General features: G+C 68.7%; 14 protein-coding genes. 9 read left to right on the top strand and 5 right to left on the bottom strand.

Annotated elements, in window-relative coordinates; translation table 11 throughout:
- The coding region (locus tag Q0716_RS01725) for a RidA family protein (protein WP_299018992.1) at positions 1 to 228 on the top strand (228 nt) is incomplete at its 5' end.
- Positions 229 to 261: 33 nt separating this feature from the next.
- On the opposite strand, the gene parC is transcribed toward Q0716_RS01725, so the two are convergent.
- On the bottom strand, positions 262 to 2,676 hold the full coding sequence (gene parC / locus Q0716_RS01720; RefSeq protein ID WP_299018990.1) for a DNA topoisomerase IV subunit A: 2,415 nt from the start codon (positions 2,674 to 2,676) through the stop codon (positions 262 to 264).
- A gap of 101 nt (positions 2,677 to 2,777) precedes the next feature.
- On the opposite strand from parC, the gene Q0716_RS01715 reads away from it, so the two are divergent.
- Positions 2,778 to 3,161 (top strand): diacylglycerol kinase, encoded by a 384-nt coding sequence (locus tag Q0716_RS01715; RefSeq protein ID WP_299018988.1) that lies wholly within the window; start codon positions 2,778 to 2,780, stop codon positions 3,159 to 3,161.
- 10 nt (positions 3,162 to 3,171) lie between these two features.
- Here the strand turns inward: Q0716_RS01715 and Q0716_RS01710 are convergent, their stop codons facing one another.
- Genes Q0716_RS01710 through Q0716_RS01700 form a run of 3 tightly spaced genes read right to left on the bottom strand, consistent with a single transcriptional unit; the run spans position 3,172 to position 6,943 of the window.
- On the bottom strand, positions 3,172 to 4,860 hold the full coding sequence (locus Q0716_RS01710; protein ID WP_299018986.1) for a phosphoethanolamine--lipid A transferase: 1,689 nt from the start codon (positions 4,858 to 4,860) through the stop codon (positions 3,172 to 3,174).
- A 35-nt stretch (positions 4,861 to 4,895) separates the two neighbouring features.
- Entirely contained in the window at positions 4,896 to 6,269 is a 1,374-nt protein-coding gene (locus Q0716_RS01705) for an ATP-binding protein (protein ID WP_299018984.1), read from the bottom strand.
- Positions 6,266 to 6,943 (bottom strand): response regulator, encoded by a 678-nt coding sequence (locus Q0716_RS01700; protein WP_299018982.1) that lies wholly within the window; start codon positions 6,941 to 6,943, stop codon positions 6,266 to 6,268. The genes Q0716_RS01705 and Q0716_RS01700 overlap by 4 nt, the downstream gene beginning before the upstream one ends.
- A gap of 129 nt (positions 6,944 to 7,072) precedes the next feature.
- Between Q0716_RS01700 and Q0716_RS01695 the strand changes: the two genes are divergently transcribed.
- Positions 7,073 to 7,894, top strand: a complete 822-nt coding sequence (locus tag Q0716_RS01695; RefSeq protein ID WP_299018980.1) for a phosphatase PAP2 family protein — start codon at positions 7,073 to 7,075, stop codon at positions 7,892 to 7,894.
- Positions 7,895 to 7,937: 43 nt separating this feature from the next.
- Positions 7,938 to 9,485, top strand: coding sequence for a glycosyltransferase family 39 protein (locus tag Q0716_RS01690; protein WP_299018978.1), 1,548 nt, complete (start codon positions 7,938 to 7,940; stop codon positions 9,483 to 9,485).
- Here Q0716_RS01690 and Q0716_RS01685 read toward each other — a convergent pair.
- Positions 9,455 to 11,440: a DNA topoisomerase IV subunit B gene (locus tag Q0716_RS01685; protein ID WP_299018976.1), complete on the bottom strand. Its 1,986-nt coding sequence runs from the start codon at positions 11,438 to 11,440 to the stop codon at positions 9,455 to 9,457. The two genes, Q0716_RS01690 and Q0716_RS01685, sit on opposite strands and share 31 nt — an antisense overlap.
- A gap of 425 nt (positions 11,441 to 11,865) precedes the next feature.
- Between Q0716_RS01685 and Q0716_RS01680 the strand changes: the two genes are divergently transcribed.
- From Q0716_RS01680 to bamC, 5 genes are all read left to right on the top strand, one after another.
- Entirely contained in the window at positions 11,866 to 13,098 is a 1,233-nt protein-coding gene (locus Q0716_RS01680; protein ID WP_299018974.1) for an MFS transporter, read from the top strand.
- Between the two features lie 62 nt (positions 13,099 to 13,160).
- Positions 13,161 to 13,328, top strand: coding sequence for a hypothetical protein (locus Q0716_RS01675; protein WP_299018972.1), 168 nt, complete (start codon positions 13,161 to 13,163; stop codon positions 13,326 to 13,328).
- Positions 13,329 to 13,330: 2 nt separating this feature from the next.
- Positions 13,331 to 13,927 carry a class I SAM-dependent methyltransferase gene (locus Q0716_RS01670; RefSeq protein WP_299018970.1) on the top strand — a complete coding sequence of 199 codons (597 nt, stop codon included), beginning with the start codon at positions 13,331 to 13,333 and terminating at the stop codon, positions 13,925 to 13,927.
- Between the two features lie 72 nt (positions 13,928 to 13,999).
- Positions 14,000 to 14,884, top strand: coding sequence for a 4-hydroxy-tetrahydrodipicolinate synthase (gene dapA / locus Q0716_RS01665; protein WP_299018968.1), 885 nt, complete (start codon positions 14,000 to 14,002; stop codon positions 14,882 to 14,884).
- A 39-nt stretch (positions 14,885 to 14,923) separates the two neighbouring features.
- A partial coding sequence (gene bamC / locus Q0716_RS01660; RefSeq protein ID WP_299018966.1) for an outer membrane protein assembly factor BamC occupies positions 14,924 to 16,008 on the top strand: 1,085 nt, incomplete at its 3' end.

Here is a 16,008-nt window from a genome sequence, read left to right as displayed (position 1 = left end):
GCCGCGGGCACCACGCTCGACGGCGTGCGGCGCATCGTCAAGGTGCTCAGCCTGGTCAATTCCACCCCAAGCTACACTGAGCAGCACCTGGTCACCAATGGTTGTTCAGAGCTGTTGGGCCAGGTCTTCGGCCCCGAGGTGGGCGCGCACGCGCGCAGCGCCTTCGGCGTGGCCCAACTGCCGCTGGGCGCGTGCGTCGAAATCGAACTCATCGCCGAGCTGGCCTGAGCGTCCCCAATCCGCGCGGCAGCGCGGTAGCCCTCAGAGCACCCGCAACACGCGCTGCGGCTTGAAACCGAAGCGCACGTCGCGCCCCTTGCGGCCGCGCGCGGCCAGCGCATTGTGCAGGCTGCGCGCCTCCAGCACCTCGGCGCGCGGCTGACCGCTGCGGGCCACCCCGTCGATGCGCACGCTGCGCGCGTAGGCAGCCGCACCGACCAGCGTATCGCCGCGCTCCAATCCGATCAGCAGCAAGCCGCGGCCGCCCTTGGGTTGGACCTTGAGCTCGTCGATCTCAAACGTCAACAAGCGGCCACTGGCCGAGACGACGCACACATGGGTGGCGGGCTCGGGCGCACGGTCTTCCCCTTCCAGCCGCGGGGGCGACACGACGGCGGCCCCATCGGCGCCGGGATACTGCACCCGCCCGTGGCCGCGCACGGGTGACGGCAGACACGGCACCTCGCCCTCGGCCAGCGTCAAAAAGGCCTTGCCCCCCCGTTGCCGCGTCGTCATGTCCTCCACCGTCGCCAACAACCCATGGCCGCCGCTGCCGCCCAGCAGCCAGGTCGACGCAGCGGCCCCCGCCAGGAAGTGCACCGGCTGCGTGCCGGGCTCCAGGTCGATGAGCGTGGTGATGGGCTGGCCGTCGCCGCGCCCGCCGGGCAGACTCGCCACCGGCACGCTGTAGACCCGGCCGTTGCTGCCCAGCACGATCAGGGTGTCGACGGTGCGGCACTCGAACGTGGCGTACAGCCCATCGCCCGCCTTGAAGCCGAACGCCATCGCCTCGTGCCCGTGGCCGGTGCGCGCGCGCACCCAACCCTTGGCGGAGACGACCACCGTCACCGGCTCGTCCACCACGCGGATCTCGGCCACCGCCTTCTTCTCGGGCTGGATGAGCGTGCGGCGCGCATCGCCAAAGGTTTTGGCGTCGGCCTCGATCTCGCGCACCATCAGCCGGCGCAGGCTGGCCGGGTTGCCCAGCACGTCTTCCAGCCGGCCCTGCTCTTCGCGCAGCGCCTGCAGCTCTTGCTCGATGCGAATCGCCTCCAGCCGCGCGAGTTGGCGCAAGCGGATTTCCAGGATGTCATCCGCCTGCTGCCCGGTCAGCGCAAAGCGGGCCATCAAGGCCTGCTTCGGCTCGTCGCTGGCGCGAATGATGGCAATCACCTCGTCGATGTGCAGCAGCACCACCTGCCGCCCTTCCAGGATGTGGATGCGCTCGAGCACCTGTTGCAGGCGCTGGCGCGAGCGGCGCACGACCGTGTCCTGCCGGAACGCGATCCAATCGGCAAGGATCTGCCGCAACGACTGCAGCCGCGGCTTGCCATCGCGCCCCACCACCGTCAGATTGATCGGCACCGACGTCTCGAGGCTGGTGTGCGCCAGCAGCGGCGCGATCAGATCGGCCGGCGCCAGACGGCTGCTCTTGGGCTCGAATACCAGCCGCACCGGCGCCTCCTTGCCCGACTCGTCGCGCACGCCGTCCAGCACCGCCAGCAGGCTGGCCTTGAGCTGCAATTGCTCGGGCGTGAGCGCCTTTTTGCCCGGGCGCACTTTCGGGTTGGTCGCTTCTTCGATCTCCTCCAACACACGCTGCGCGCTCACCCCCGGCGGCAGTTCCGTCACCACCCACTGCCACTGGCCACGCGCCAGTTCCTCGATCGTCCACCGCGCGCGCACTTTCAGGCTACCGCGGCCGCTGCGGTAGGCGTCTCGGATCTCTGCCGGCGTGCTGATGATCTGGGCGCCACCGGGAAAGTCGGGGCCGGGCAGGTGCGCGAACAGCGCCTCATCCGCGAGGTCCGGATCCTTGATCAGCGCCACGCACGCATCGGCCACCTCACGCAGGTTGTGGCTGGGGATCTCGGTGGCCAGCCCGACCGCGATACCGCTGGCGCCGTTGAGCAGCACCAACGGCAGGCGCGCGGGCAGTTGGCGCGGCTCCTCGGTCGAGCCGTCGTAGTTGGGCACGAAGTCCACCGTGCCCTGGTCGATCTCATCCAGCAGCAGGGTGCTGATGCGGCTCAGGCGCGCCTCGGTATAGCGCATGGCCGCCGCCCCATCGCCGTCGCGGCTGCCGAAGTTGCCCTGGCCATCGATCAAGGGGTAGCGCTGTGTGAAGTCCTGCGCCATGCGCACCAGCGCGTCATACGCGGCTTGGTCGCCATGGGGGTGAAAGCGCCCCAGCACGTCGCCCACGACACGCGCGCTCTTGACCGGCTTGGGTGGTGCGGTGCGGTTGGGTCCGCCCCAGCCCAGCCCCAAGCGCTGCATGGCGTACAGGATGCGGCGCTGTACCGGCTTGAGGCCGTCGCACACGTCGGGCAAGGCGCGGCCCTTGACCACGCTCAACGCATATTCCAAATAGGCGCGCTCGGCGTAGGCGGCCAGGCTGTCGGGCTCGTCGGAACGGTCGGTGCGCGGCTCGGGAGGCAACACGGTCATGGACATGCTTTATTGTCCCTCGAATCGCCGCCGCCGCTTGCTCTACACTGCAGCGCGTCGCCACCATCCACCCGATCGCCGCCGCTGTCGGCACGGTACGCAATTCCATGGCTCGACTCCCTCCACCCAAGCGCCGCGGGCTGTCACGCCTGTGGCACGCCACCCAGTATTCGATCGACGGCCTGCGTGCGGGCTGGCACGAACCCGCGTTCCGGCAGGAACTGCTGCTTGGCGTGCTGTTGCTGCCTGCGGCTTGGCTGCTGGGGCGCACCTGGGCTGAGATAGCGCTGCTGGTGGCGGTGGTGATCCTGGTGTGGGTGGTCGAGCTGCTCAACACCGCGGTGGAGTCGGTGGTCGACCGCATCGGACCCGAGTGGCACGCGCTGGCCAAACGCGCCAAGGACATGGGCAGCGCCGCGGTGCTGCTGTCCCTGCTGCTGGCCGGGGGCGTGTGGGGCGCGGCGTTGTGGACTTGGTGGCGTAGCGCCTAGGCGGGCGCTCTCACGACCGGCACGCGCGCAGCAAATCCCGCTCGGGGCGGTAGTCCTGGGTCCGGATGTCCCACACCCCGAGCAAAGTGTGAAAGACGTCGTCGTGCGAGGCTGGCTTGACCGCGCGCCGCTGTAGGCATTCCCACGACAGCCCCAGTCGTTCGCGCATCGCATCATTGGCCCACACCAACATCGGTACGTGTGTTTGCTCGCGCGGCGCCAGCGCGTAGGGCATACCGTGCAAATAGACCCCACCCTCCCCCAGCGATTCGCCATGGTCGGACACGTACCACAGCGCCGTCGGCCCGGGGCGCGCGCGCAGCCATTCGACGAGTTCGGCCAGCACATGGTCGGTGTAGTACAGCGTGTTGTCGTAGGCGTTGACGATCGCTTGGCGGTCGCACGCCTGCAACTGGTTGTTCGTGCACTCAGGACGAAACGGTTTGAACGCCGGCGGGGTTCGCTTGTCGTAGGCCGGTCCGTGGCTGCCCATCATGTGCAGCACCGCCACGGTTCCCACCCGGCGCCGCGCCGGGTCGAGCGCCGCTAGCGATGAGGGCAGTTCGCGCAGCAAGACCTCATCCCAGCATTCGTCGCCGCGGCACAGGTCGGGCAGCCCCAAGCGATCGGTGTCGCGGGTGGGCACTCGGTTGCACACCCCCTTGCAGCCGGACTGGTTGTCCAGCCAGGTGACGGCCAGTCCCGCACGTTGCCAAACGTCGAGCAGGTTTTCCTGCCGCTGCGGTGGCGTGCGGGCATCGCGGCCGTCTGGGCTGAACAAACAGGGCACCGAGGTCGCGGTGTCGGTGCCGCACGAGGTGGTTTGTGCAAAGTACACCAACTCGCCTCGCGCCTGTAGCGCCGCCAGGCGCGGCATCGTGGGACGAGGGTAGCCGCCCAAGCTGACGTTGGCGGCGCGCGCCGTCTCACCCACCACCAGGAGAACCAAGGGTGCTTCATCGGCGCGAGGCGCTGCTGGCAGGGGTTGCACATCGGCCCCCACCGGGAGCAGGGGCGTCGATGCACCCACGGCAGGTAGCCGCCCAGCGGCATAATGAACCACCCCATAGATGGTGTTGTAGGGGTTGATGCGATAACGCAGCCCGCGGTCGTTGCGCATCAGGGAGGCCAAATCGGCAAACGTCAGCCACAGGGCCAGCGCCGCCAGTACCAGCCCCCCGACCGCGAGGGCCGCGCGCCAGGCAAGTGCCCGCCGCCACGGCCAGGGCCGCCACGGCAGCCGCCACCACAGCCAGCCGGGCAGCAGCACGCCCCCCACAACCACCACCCCCAACGCCGGGGTGAGCAGATCGGCACTCTCGCGCAGGTCCGTCTCCAACACGTTGGTCACCATGGCGCCGTCGATCACCACGCCGTACGCCAGCATGAAGTAGCTGGGAATGGCTACCAGTATGATGAACACGAGCCCCAGTGGGCGACGCACCGGCCCCGCGGCCAGCAGGGCCAGCACCGCCAGATTGACCCCGACCAGGGCCACCGCCCATGCCAGCATCACCCACCACGCGCGCATGCCCAACACAGCCGTGTGGTCCCAAACGGCCATCCACAGCGACACATTGCCCGGCACGGCGAGCCACACGGCCAGCACCGCCAGCGCCACGGCATGACGCCAGCCGAGGGCGGCTTTGGGTTGAACATCGGCAGTAGCGGTCATCAGCGTCAGCGCAGGTGCGGTCATGGCGCCGAGCTTGCCCGCGCTGGATTAAGGCCGCCTTAACGCACTGCCCCCCGCGGCCAGCGCAGTTGATATGCCGTCGTCCACGAGGGCGGTGGCTCGACGCGCTGCAGGAGGGCGCCTTCGCGTTCGGCGATGCGCTGCACCAAGCCTAGCCCCACCCCCAGCCCGCCGCGGTCGGACGCCGCCTGCAGCGCGCGCTGCGCCGCGCCCCCGTCGTCCACCACCTGCAGTACCACCGCCCCGTCGGGCTCGCAGCCCAGCCGCACATCGACCCGCGAGCCACTCGGGGTATGGCGCAGCGCGTTGTCCACCAGATTGCGCACGGCCAGGTGGATCAGCGTGGGATGCCCCCAGACGATGGCGGGCTGCAGACGCGTCTGCACATGCTGGCCGCGCGCGTCGACCATGGGTTGCAAGCGTGCCACCACCTCACGCACCAGTGCCGCCAGATCCACCGGCTCGGCCGGCTCGGCACCCGGCGCGTCCGCTCGGGCCAACGCCAGCAGTTGGGTGAGCAGCTCGCCCGCGCGCAGCGCCTCTTGCTCGACTTGCACCAGCGCCGCCTGACCCTCGGCGGTGTGTGGCTGGGTGCGCGCCAGGCGCGCTTGCCACACCAGCGCCTGCAGCGGAGAGCGCAGCTCGTGTGCCACGTCGGAGGTAAAACGCCGCTCGCGCTGCCACAAGGCATGCAAGCGTTGCACCAGATCCTGTAGTGCGCGCTGCACCCGCAACAGCTCCTCATGGCACTGCACGGGCCAGTCCATGGGCTGCCCGGGCTCCCAGCCGCGCAGCCGCTCGGCCAGCCGCGTCAGCGGCCGCAGGCCGCGCCGGATCGCCCACGCCAGCAGCAGCGCCAGCACGGGCAGCAACACCACTGCCGGGCGGACCAAGTGCGTCGCGATGTCGCGCCCCAGCGCAGGATGGCGGCTGGCGTCCAACCCGACGGCGACACGGCGCGCCCCCTGCTGTGCCACCAACCAGCGCCAAGGACGACGCCGATCACCGTCCGGCAGTTCCCACGTGTGGTAGCCCACAGCGGCGTCGGCGGGCAAATGGGGGGCCCAGCCGTGCGAGTCCCACACCACCTCGCCCTGCTGCCACAACACCACGTGGACGTCGGGCGCATAACGCTGGGGCGGCTGGGGCATGCTCGGCTCGGCATCGGAGAGCCGTGGCGACGCTACTCGGTCTGCAGGTGACGGCAGGGGCGCCTGCAGCCACAGCCGTGCCATCGTGGCCAACTGACCGTCGGTGACCTCTTCGGCCTCGTGCACGCCCGTGTAATACGCCGCGGCCACCAGCACGATCCAAACGACCAACAACGCGCCCAGCACCCACGCCCACAGGTACCGCCACAACCGTGGCGCGCGCCCCGGCGCTCCGTCAGACCCTGCGCCCACCCCGCTCACGACTGCATCGCCTCCTGCGCTGCGGGCATGCGATACCCCACACCGCGCACCGTCTCGATCCATTCACTGCCCAGCTTGCGGCGGAGGTGGTGGATGTGCACCTCCAGCGCGTTGCTGTCGACCAGCTCGTCGAAACCATAGAGCGCCTGCTGTAGCCGCTCTCGGGTGACGACGTGGCCACGCGCCCGCAGCAGGGCCCACAACAGGGCGTATTCCTTGGCCCGCAGGGCAACGGGCCGTCCATGCAGCGAGACGGCGCGCGCCGCCGGGTCCAGCACCAAGGGCCCGATGCGCCACAGCGGTTGCGCTTGTCCGGCACCGCGGCGCAGCGCCACCCGCAACCGCGCCAGCAATTCCTCCGGTGCAAAGGGTTTGACCAAGTAATCGTCGGCACCGGCATCCAGCCCCACCACGCGCTGCGGCAGCGCATCGCGCGCGGTCAGCACCAGCACCGGCGTCGTTCGGCCGTCGGCACGCCAGCGTTGCAGGCCCACCAACCCATCGCCGTCTGGCAACCCCAAATCGAGCAGCACCGCATCGAACGACTCCACCGCCAGTGCCGCCTCTGCACACCCCAGCGTCGCGCACACGTCGCACGCGTAGCCCTCGGCCCGCAACAGCGCGGCCAAGCCCTGTGCCACGGCGGCGTCGTCTTCCACGATCAGGATGCGCATGCCATCGAAGTCGAAGGTCGTTTAAGGCGGGTTTAAGGCCATGGCTTTGCAATGTCCTTAACGCGCCATCCGATTGTCACACGGGCCCGGCACGATGCCTACCCGCGCGCCGCCCATCACACCCATCCCATGTCATCACGCCCATCCTGGCCCACCTCCCGCCACCGCACCCTGTGGGTCGGCCTGACCTGGCTGGCACTCATCATGGCCATCGCATGGCTGCGCCAGCCCCCGCTGGCACAGGCCAGCCTACTGGCCACGCAAACGTGGACGCGCCTGGTGCCCGACACGTGGTGGCACGCTCTCACCTGGTTGGGTGACGCCCATTGGGCACTGGCGCTGTGGTGGTTGTCTCTCGCCTGGATCGGGCAGCCGCGGCAGGCGCTGGGCATCGCCGCCTGGGGCGCACTGCCCACCATTACCATGGTACATGTCACCAAAGCCTGGGTCACCTCGCCCCGCCCCGCCGCCGTCATGCCCGAGGGGCTGTTGCACGTCATCGGCCCCGTGCTCAAGATGGGCAGCTTTCCCTCCGGACACACGGCCACGGCCTTTTATCTGGCCGCGGCGTGGGCCTTGTCGGTCGGCCCCGGACGGCGGCAACGATGGGCTTGGGGCTTGGCCGTCGGAGTGGCCGCCGCCGTCGGCTTGTCGCGCGTGGCAGTGGGCGCGCACTGGTGGGCGGACGTGCTGGCAGGCGCAGTGGTGGGGATATGGGGTGCTGCGCTGGGTTGGCTGGGCCAGCGGCACTGGGGCCATGCGTGGCCCCGTCTCTCGTGGCAACGGACTGGCCCCGTGGTCGCACTGGCACTGGCCGTGTCTCTGTGGTGGCGGCCAGTTCCTGCCGATGTCGTGTTGGTCTCACACGCCCTGGGCGCGTTGCTCGCGGGCTGGGGTGCATGGAAAATGTCGCACCGTTTGCGCCCGCATCCAACTGTCTATGCCGACTGAGCCAGCCGCCCGCGTCCGCTCGCACCTTGACCCCTGGGTCATTTTGTTGCCGCTCTTGGCTTTCGGTCTGGGTCTCGGCTGGGCCCCGCTGTTCGATGTCGACGAAGGCGCATTCGCCGAAGCCACGCGCGAAATGCTGCAGCGGCGCGACTGGATCGCCACTTGGCTCAACGACCAACCACGCTACGACAAGCCCATTTTGATTTATTGGTTACAGGCACTGGCCGTGGCGGTACTGGGTCCCAGCGAATGGGCGTTTCGCGCCCCGTCCGCGCTGGCTGCCTGTGCTTGGGCATGGGCAGTGTGGGTTTTTGCCCGCCCGCGTCTGGGCCATGACGCTGCACGGCTGGCACTGGCCATGGTCTGCACCGCGTGGGGGCCGTGGATCATCGGCCGCGCCGCCACGGCCGATGCGCTGTTGAATCTGTGGTTGACACTCGCTGGCCTGGACATCTGGCGCTACCTCGAAGCCCACCCCGGGGAAAACCGCGTGGCCTTGCGGCGCGCCTACGCCTGGGTGGCGTTGGGCCTGCTGACCAAAGGGCCTGTGGCCGCCCTGGTGCCGGCCGCAGCGGCCGCCGTGTACTGCCTGTCGCGGCGCGAGTTACGGCCGCTGTGGGTCGCCGCGCGCGACCCCTGGGGCTGGTTGCTGCTGCTGGGTATCGCCGGTCCCTGGTATGCCGCCATCCTGGCCACGCATGGTCAAGCCTTCATCGACGGCTTCATCCTCAAACACAATGTCCAGCGCTTTACCCACACGCTCGAGGGCCACGGCGGCAGCCTCGTGTACTACGTGGTCATGCTGCCGCTGCTGTTGGCCCCCTGGAGCCTGCGCCTGCCCGGCACGATCGCGCGCCTGCGGCAGGACTGGCAAGACCCCTTGGCGGTTTACCTGTGGGGTTGGGCGTTGTTTGTGCTGGCATTTTTCTCGCTGTCGGGCACCAAGCTGCCCCACTACGTGCTCTACGGCAGCACGCCGTTGTTTCTGCTGCTGGCGCGCCACTGGGGCAGCGGCGGACGGCTACCCCTCTTCGGCGCCGTGGCCCTGCTGGGACTCTGGCCGGCGCTGCCGTGGCTGACCGTGATGCTGGCGGGGCGCACGAGCAACGGCTACTACGCCGATCAACTGCGGCTGGCACTGGCGCTGGCGGGTCCCGGGTACTGGGTCGTGACGCTGGGCGCTGCGGCGCTCGGTCTGGCGTTGTTCGCCTGGCGCCGCGGGTCCACGGCGACGCGCATGATGGCGTTGGCCGCGCTCCACACACTGGTGCTGGCGCTGGCCGTCGCGCCTTGGGCGGGGGAGGTGTTGCAAGGCGCGGTCAAACGAGCGGGGCTGCAAACGCGTGCTGCTGGTGTGTCCGCCGTGACGTGGCGCTTCGACGCGCCGAGCTTCAGCGTCTATCGGCAAGCCGTCACGCCACGGCGCGAGCCCGCCGTGGGCGAATGGGCCCTGACCCGAAGCGACCGGGATCCACCGTGGCCTGCCCGCGAGCACGACCGGCGTGGCGGCGTCGTGCTGCTGGAGCGGCTGCCCGATGGGCCCGCGACACCCGGCGCCGCTCAAACGTCGACCTCGACCGCATCCCCATAGCGCTCCAGCAGCTCCCGGCGCGCGGCGGCCTCGCCCTTGCCCATGAGCTGGCCAAAGCGCTCGGCAGTGCCCGCGGCGTCCAGCGCCCCCAACGTCACCGGCCACAGCCGGCGCGTGTCCGGATTCAGTGTGGTGTCCCACAGCTGCTCGGCGCTCATTTCTCCCAGCCCCTTGAAGCGGCTGATCTGACACTTTTCGCGCGCCACGCCCTCCTTGGCGCATTTGTCCAGGATCGCAGCCAGCTCGCCCTCGTCCAGCGCGTAAAACTTACCTGCGGGCTTCTTGCCGCGCGCGGGCACGTCCACCCGGTACAGCGGAGGCCGGGCCACGTAGACGTGCCCCGCCTCGATCAGCTTGGGAAAGTGGCGAAAGAACAGGGTGAGCAGCAGCACCTGGATGTGCGAGCCATCCACGTCCGCGTCGCTCAGGATGCAGACCTTGCCGTAGCGCAGGCCACTCAGATCCACATCATCACCCGGGCCGTGCGGATCCACGCCGATGGCCACCGCGATGTCGTGGATCTCGGTGTTGGCAAACAGCCGCTCGCGCTCTACCTCCCAGGTGTTGAGCACCTTGCCACGCAGCGGCAGCACCGCCTGAAACGTCTTGTCGCGGCCCATCTTGGCGCTGCCGCCAGCACTGTCGCCCTCGACCAGAAACAGCTCGTTGCGCGCCAAATCGCGGCTTTCGCAGTCAGTGAGTTTGCCCGGCAGCACCGCCACGCCCGAGCCCTTGCGCTTTTCCACCTTCTGCGCGGCTTTCTGGCGGCTTTGCGCGGTGCGGATCACCAGCTCCGCCAGGCGCTTGCCGTGCTCCACGTGCTGGTGCAGCCACAACTCCAGCGCCGGGCGCACGAACGACGCCACCAGCCGCAGCGCGTCACGTGAATTGAGCCGCTCCTTGATCTGCCCCTGAAACTGCGGATCGAGCACCTTGGCCGACAACACATAACTGGCGCGCGCGAACACATCCTCGGGCAGCAGCTTGACCCCTTTGGGCAGCAGCGCATGCAGCTCGATGAAGCTGCGCACGGCCTGGAACAGCCCTTCGCGCAACCCGCTGTCGTGCGTGCCGCCGGCCGGGGTCGGAATCAGGTTGACATAGCTCTCGCGCACCAATGGGCCGTCCTCGGTGAACGCGACCGCCCAGGCCGCGCCTTCGCCCTCGGCAAAACTCTCGTGTCCCGCCTCGGCGTAGCCCTCACCCTCGAACAGCGGGATGATCGGCTCGGCAGCCACCGTCTGCAACAAGTAATCGCGCAAGCCCCCTTTGTACTGCCACGTCTGCGTCTCGCGCGTTTTTTCATTCACGAGCGTGACGCTGACCCCCGGCATCAGCACCGCCTTGCTGCGCAGGAGGTGGGTCAACTCCGCCAACGGCAGCGCCGTGCTGTCGAAATAGCGCGCATCCGGCCATACACGCACCGTGGTGCCTTGGCGGCGCTCCCCAGCTTCGAGCGGACGGCGGGTGAGCGGCTCGACCACCTCTCCCCCGGCAAACGCCATGCGTGCCACATGCCCGTCGCGGTGGCTGGCCACCTCCAGCCGCGCCGCCAGCGCGTTGGTCACGCTCACGCCCACGCCATGGAGCCCGCCCGAGAAGCTGTACGCGCCCCCCTGCCCTTTGTCGAACTTGCCCCCCGCATGCAACCGGGTAAACACCAGCTCCAGCACCGGCACGCCCTCCTGCGGGTGCAGGCCGTGCGGGATGCCGCGCCCGTCGTCTTCCACGCTGACCGAGCCGTCCGCGTGCAACGTGACACGAATGCGCTTGCCAAACCCCGCCAGCGCTTCGTCGGCGGCGTTGTCGATCACCTCTTGCACGATGTGCAGTGGGCTGTCGGTGCGGGTGTACATGCCCGGGCGCTGCTTGACGGGCTCCAGCCCTTTGAGCACCCGGATCGAGGCTTCGGCATAGCCGGGAGTGGCGCCCGGCGCAGGGGAGGATGCAACCATGGCGGCCGATTGTAGGGGCGCGCTCGGCCCCGTCCGGGGGGCTTGACAGCGCCCCAACCGATGGTGTTGTGCACAGAAACGCGACACCGGCTGTACGCGTATCGATGCGCTGGACGCCCCTTGTTTGCACCGCAGCGCACTCGGAGAATATTGCACCACGTTGTTTTATTTGGTATTTTTTGATGCTCAAAAAATAGGCAATCTGTTCAAGGCCTTGACGGATGCGGCTTTGCGATCGCTGGCCACGGCTTGCCCACAAAGTTATCCACAAGAAATTGGGACAACGGCGAAGACGCCCAACGACACAAGGACTTGCCGCGCATCGCTGACATCGAATCTGCAGCGGTGGCGCCAAATCCCGCCTCGATGGACGGGCGCGACAGCTTGCCCACCCGGCCACGGGGGGCTTGCGCTAGACTGCGCGGATGTCTTCTCGCGCCCGCCTGGGCGCCGTGCAGGTCCTGCTGTGCGGCGCGTTGATCGTCACGTTCTCCATGGGCATCCGCCACGGCTTTGGCTTGTGGCTGCAGCCCATCACGCAAGCCCAAGGCTGGTCGCGCGAGACCTTCGCGCTCGCCATGGCCATCCAGAACCTAGCGTGGGGCGCATTCGGCATCTTCGCGGGCATGCTCGCAGACCGGTTCGGGGCGTTTCGCGTGCTGGTCGCGGGCGCGGCGCTGTACGCGCTCGGGCTGGTGGGCATGGCGCTGGCCACGTCCACTCTCGTGTTCGCGCTGACCACCGGCGTGCTCATCGGTGCCGCGCAGGCAGGCACAACCTACGCCATCATCTATGGTGTGATCGGGCGGCAAATCGCGGCCGAACGGCGCTCGTGGGCCATGGGCGTGGCAGCGGCCGCCGGGTCGTTCGGGCAGTTTCTGATGGTGCCGGCGGAAGGCTGGCTGATCACCACGCTCGGCTGGCAAGCCGCGCTGCTGGCACTGGCGGCAGCGGTGCTGCTGATCGCCCCGCTGGCCTGGGGGCTGCGCGAGCCGGACTTCGCCGCTGGCGCGTCCCCCGCGCCCCGGGAGCAGACCATCGCGCAAGCCCTGCGCGAGGCGTTCGGCTACCGCAGCTTTCAGCTGCTGATGGCGGGCTACTTCGTCTGCGGCTTCCAGGTGGTGTTCATCGGCGTGCACATGCCCAGCTATCTCAAGGATCAGGGCCTGTCGCCCCAAGTGGCCAGCACGGCGCTGGCGCTCATCGGCTTGTTCAACGTGTTGGGCACCTATGCGGCCGGCGCCTTGGGCCAGCGCATGGCCAAGCGCAAAATCCTCTCGGCCATCTACGCGCTGCGCTCGGTGGCGATCGTGCTCTTTTTGACCGCCCCGCTGACGCCCTGGAGCGTGTACCTCTTCGCCGCCGCCATGGGGGTGCTGTGGCTGTCTACCGTGCCACCCACCAACGCCATCGTGGCACAGGTGTTCGGCGTGGCGCACCTGTCGATGCTGGGCGGCTTCGTCTTCTTCAGTCACCAGGTCGGCAGCTTCATGGGGGTGTGGCTCGGGGGCTTGCTCTATGACCGCACGGGTAGCTACGATATCGTGTGGTGGATATCGATCGCGCTGGGCGTCTTCGCCGCGGCCGTCAACTGGCCCATTCGAGAGGAACCGATCCGTCGCGGCCCGGTGCCGCTGGTGGGTCAGGCGGCAGCCTGACACCCGCCGCGCGGTGGGTGCCCAGGCGCCTGTCCGCTCTTTTCCTTCATCATCGTCGTCCCATGTCTGAACCTCGCGCCACCTGCCCGCCCGCCGCTGTCGCCGGTGTGGCCGCGCCGCGGCTGCTGGCTTGGGGGGTCGCACTGGGCGTGTGTGGCCTCGTGTTTACCTGGTACCAGCAACCGGATTTTCTGTTCACCCTGGCCGACCGGCTCTGGAACTGCTTCTGACGATGCCGCACGCCGACGACCTGCCGCCCTCGGACTGGATCACGCGCTTCGCGCCCTTGTTGCGATCGCTCGCGCAGCCGTCCCACGCCCCGCTGCAAGCACTCGATCTGGCCTGCGGCAGCGGTCGCCACACGCGCTGGCTGCTGACGCAAGGCTGCCACGTCACCGCCGTCGACCGTGATGCCGCCGCTCTGGCCCGCCTGGCCGATCGGGTCGGCCAAGCCGGGACGACGATGCTGACATGCCTGGAAGCCGACCTCGAAAACGCCCCCTGGCCGCTGCCGGGACGCACCTTCGACATCGTCGTGGTGACGAACTATCTGTGGCGCCCGCTGCTGCCGCGTATCGTCGAGTCGGTTACCATCGGCGGCGTGCTGCTGTACGAGACGTTCGCCCAAGGCAACCAGACGGTGGGGCGGCCCGCGCGTCCCGATTTTTTGCTCGCACCGGGTGAACTGCTTCAGGCGTGCGCGGGGTTGCGCGTCATCGCCTACGAAGACGGTTACCTGCACACCCCACCACGCTTCGTGCAACGCATTGCCGCCGTGCGCGAGCGCCCGTGGCCGCCCGACGCCCCGCCCCGCTACCCCCTCGACTGACCGACCGATTCCGCCCCGCGGGCTGGTTAGAATGTCCGCTGGATTTTCGAACGTCACCCGCCACAACACGCCATGAAGCCCATCACCGGCAGCATCGTCGCCCTCGTCACCCCGATGCACGAGGACGGCAGCGTCGACTACGACACCCTGCGCCAGCTCATCGACTGGCACATCGACCAAGGCACCGACTGCATCGGTGTCGTGGGCACCACGGGTGAGTCCCCCACCGTCAGCGTGGAGGAGCACTGCGAAATCATCCGCGTCGCGGTCGAGCAGGCGGCGGGGCGGTGCCCGATCATGGCGGGCTGTGGGGGCAACTCCACGCGCGAGGCCATCGCGCTGGCCGAGGTCGCGCGCAAGGTCGGCGCCGACTGCCAGCTCCAGGTCGTGCCGTACTACAACAAGCCCACGCAGGAGGGGATGTACCAGCACTTCAAGGCCATCGCCGAAGCCACCGGTGACCTGCCCATCGTGCTGTACAACGTGCCCGGTCGCACCGTGGCCGATCTGCTGCCCGAAACGGCGCTGCGGCTGGCCCAGGTGCCCGGCATCGTCGGTATCAAGGAAGCCACCGGCAACATCGAGCGCGCCCAGTGGCTCATCCGCGAAAAGCCCGACCACTTCGCCGTCTACTCCGGCGACGACGCCACCGCCGTCGCGCTCATGCTGTGTGGCGGCCAGGGTAACGTCAGCGTCACGGCCAACGTGGCCCCGCGGCTGATGCACGAGCTATGCATGGCGGCCATTGCAGGCGACGTGCGCACCGCGATGCGCATCCAGATGCAGCTGCTGCCGCTGCACAAACAACTGTTCGTCGAGGCCAACCCGATCCCCGTGAAGTGGGCGATGGCGCGCATGGGCCTGTGCGGGCCGACGCTGCGCCTGCCCATGACGCCACTGTCCGCCACCCACCAGCCTGCCGTCGAGGCGGCGCTGCGCGCCAGCGGTCTGATCTGAGCCCGACTCGCCCGAAACGCCCAGCCCAAGGGAACCGACATGCACGCCTCCCACCGTCCCCGTTTCGCTGCCGCGTGGCGGCCCGCCCTCTTGACGCTCGCCGCGCTCTTGGCCAGCGGCTGCTCGGTGCTCGAAGAAACCCGCATCGACTACAAAAGCGCCAAACAGATCAACACGCTGGAGGTGCCTCCCGACCTGACCCAACTGGCGCGCGACTCGCGCTACGCGCTGCCAGGGGCCACTGTCACGGCATCGGGCTATCAGGCCACGGCAGCGGCCCGGCCCTCCGGGGTCGCCGCCCCCGTGCAAATCGGCGACGTGCGCATCGAGCGTGCCGGCAACCAGCGCTGGCTGGTCGTCGACCGAGCGCCCGAGGTGCTGTGGCCCGCGCTGCGCGATTTCTGGCAAGAAAACGGTTTCCTGCTCACACTGGATCAGCCGCAGCTCGGCCTGATGGAGACCGACTGGGCCGAAAACCGCGCCAAGATTCCGCAAGACATCATCCGCTCGACCATCGGCAAGCTGTTCGACAACCTGTATTCGACCGGCGAGCGCGACAAATTCCGCACCCGGGTCGAGCGCAACGCCGCTGGCGGCAGCGAAATCTACATCAGCCACCGCGGCATGGTCGAGGTCTACACCACCGACCGCAAGGACAACACCGTCTGGCAGCCACGCCCAGCCGACCCGGAGCTGGAGGCTGAATTTCTGCGCCGCCTGATGGTCAAGCTGGGGGTGAGCCAGGAACAGGCCAAGGCCACGATGGCTGCCCAGGCCAATCCGCCGGTGGCCCGCGTCGAAACGGTGGATGGGATGCCCGCCGTCGTCATCGACGAAAACTTCGACCGTGCTTGGCGGCGTGTGGGCTTGAGTCTCGATCGCAGCGGCTTCACCGTCGAAGACCGCAACCGCGCCGAGGGCATGTACTTCGTGCGCTACGTGCCGCCCGACGAAGGCAGTGCGGGCAAAGAGCCCGGCTTTTTCGGGCGTATCACCGGCTGGTTCAGCCGCTCGGATTCGAGCACCAGCGCAACCGCGCGTTACCGCATCCGGGTCGCCACCAGCGGCGAGCGCAGCACCGTCACCGTGCTCGACGCCAATGGCCAACCCGATCGTTCGCCCGC

The sequence above is a fragment of the uncultured Tepidimonas sp. genome (genome assembly GCF_938045175.1).
Lineage (GTDB): Bacteria > Pseudomonadota > Gammaproteobacteria > Burkholderiales > Burkholderiaceae_C > Tepidimonas.
Note: the sequence above shows the minus strand (reverse complement) of the source record. Positions and strands in the feature narration are given on the sequence as shown.

Bases quoted from the DNA above. Each gene is read 5' to 3' on its own strand.
- parC (WP_299018990.1), bottom strand. From the start codon at position 2,676: ATGTCCATGACCGTGTTGCCTCCCGAGCCGCGCACCGACCGTTCCGAC.
- Q0716_RS01715 (WP_299018988.1), top strand. From the start codon at position 2,778: ATGGCTCGACTCCCTCCACCCAAGCGCCGCGGGCTGTCACGCCTGTGG.
- Q0716_RS01710 (WP_299018986.1), bottom strand. From the start codon at position 4,860: ATGACCGCACCTGCGCTGACGCTGATGACCGCTACTGCCGATGTTCAA.
- Q0716_RS01700 (WP_299018982.1), bottom strand. From the start codon at position 6,943: ATGCGCATCCTGATCGTGGAAGACGACGCCGCCGTGGCACAGGGCTTG.
- Q0716_RS01695 (WP_299018980.1), top strand. From the start codon at position 7,073: ATGTCATCACGCCCATCCTGGCCCACCTCCCGCCACCGCACCCTGTGG.
- Q0716_RS01685 (WP_299018976.1), bottom strand. From the start codon at position 11,440: ATGGTTGCATCCTCCCCTGCGCCGGGCGCCACTCCCGGCTATGCCGAA.
- Q0716_RS01680 (WP_299018974.1), top strand. From the start codon at position 11,866: ATGTCTTCTCGCGCCCGCCTGGGCGCCGTGCAGGTCCTGCTGTGCGGC.
- Q0716_RS01675 (WP_299018972.1), top strand. From the start codon at position 13,161: ATGTCTGAACCTCGCGCCACCTGCCCGCCCGCCGCTGTCGCCGGTGTG.
- Q0716_RS01670 (WP_299018970.1), top strand. From the start codon at position 13,331: ATGCCGCACGCCGACGACCTGCCGCCCTCGGACTGGATCACGCGCTTC.
- dapA (WP_299018968.1), top strand. From the start codon at position 14,000: ATGAAGCCCATCACCGGCAGCATCGTCGCCCTCGTCACCCCGATGCAC.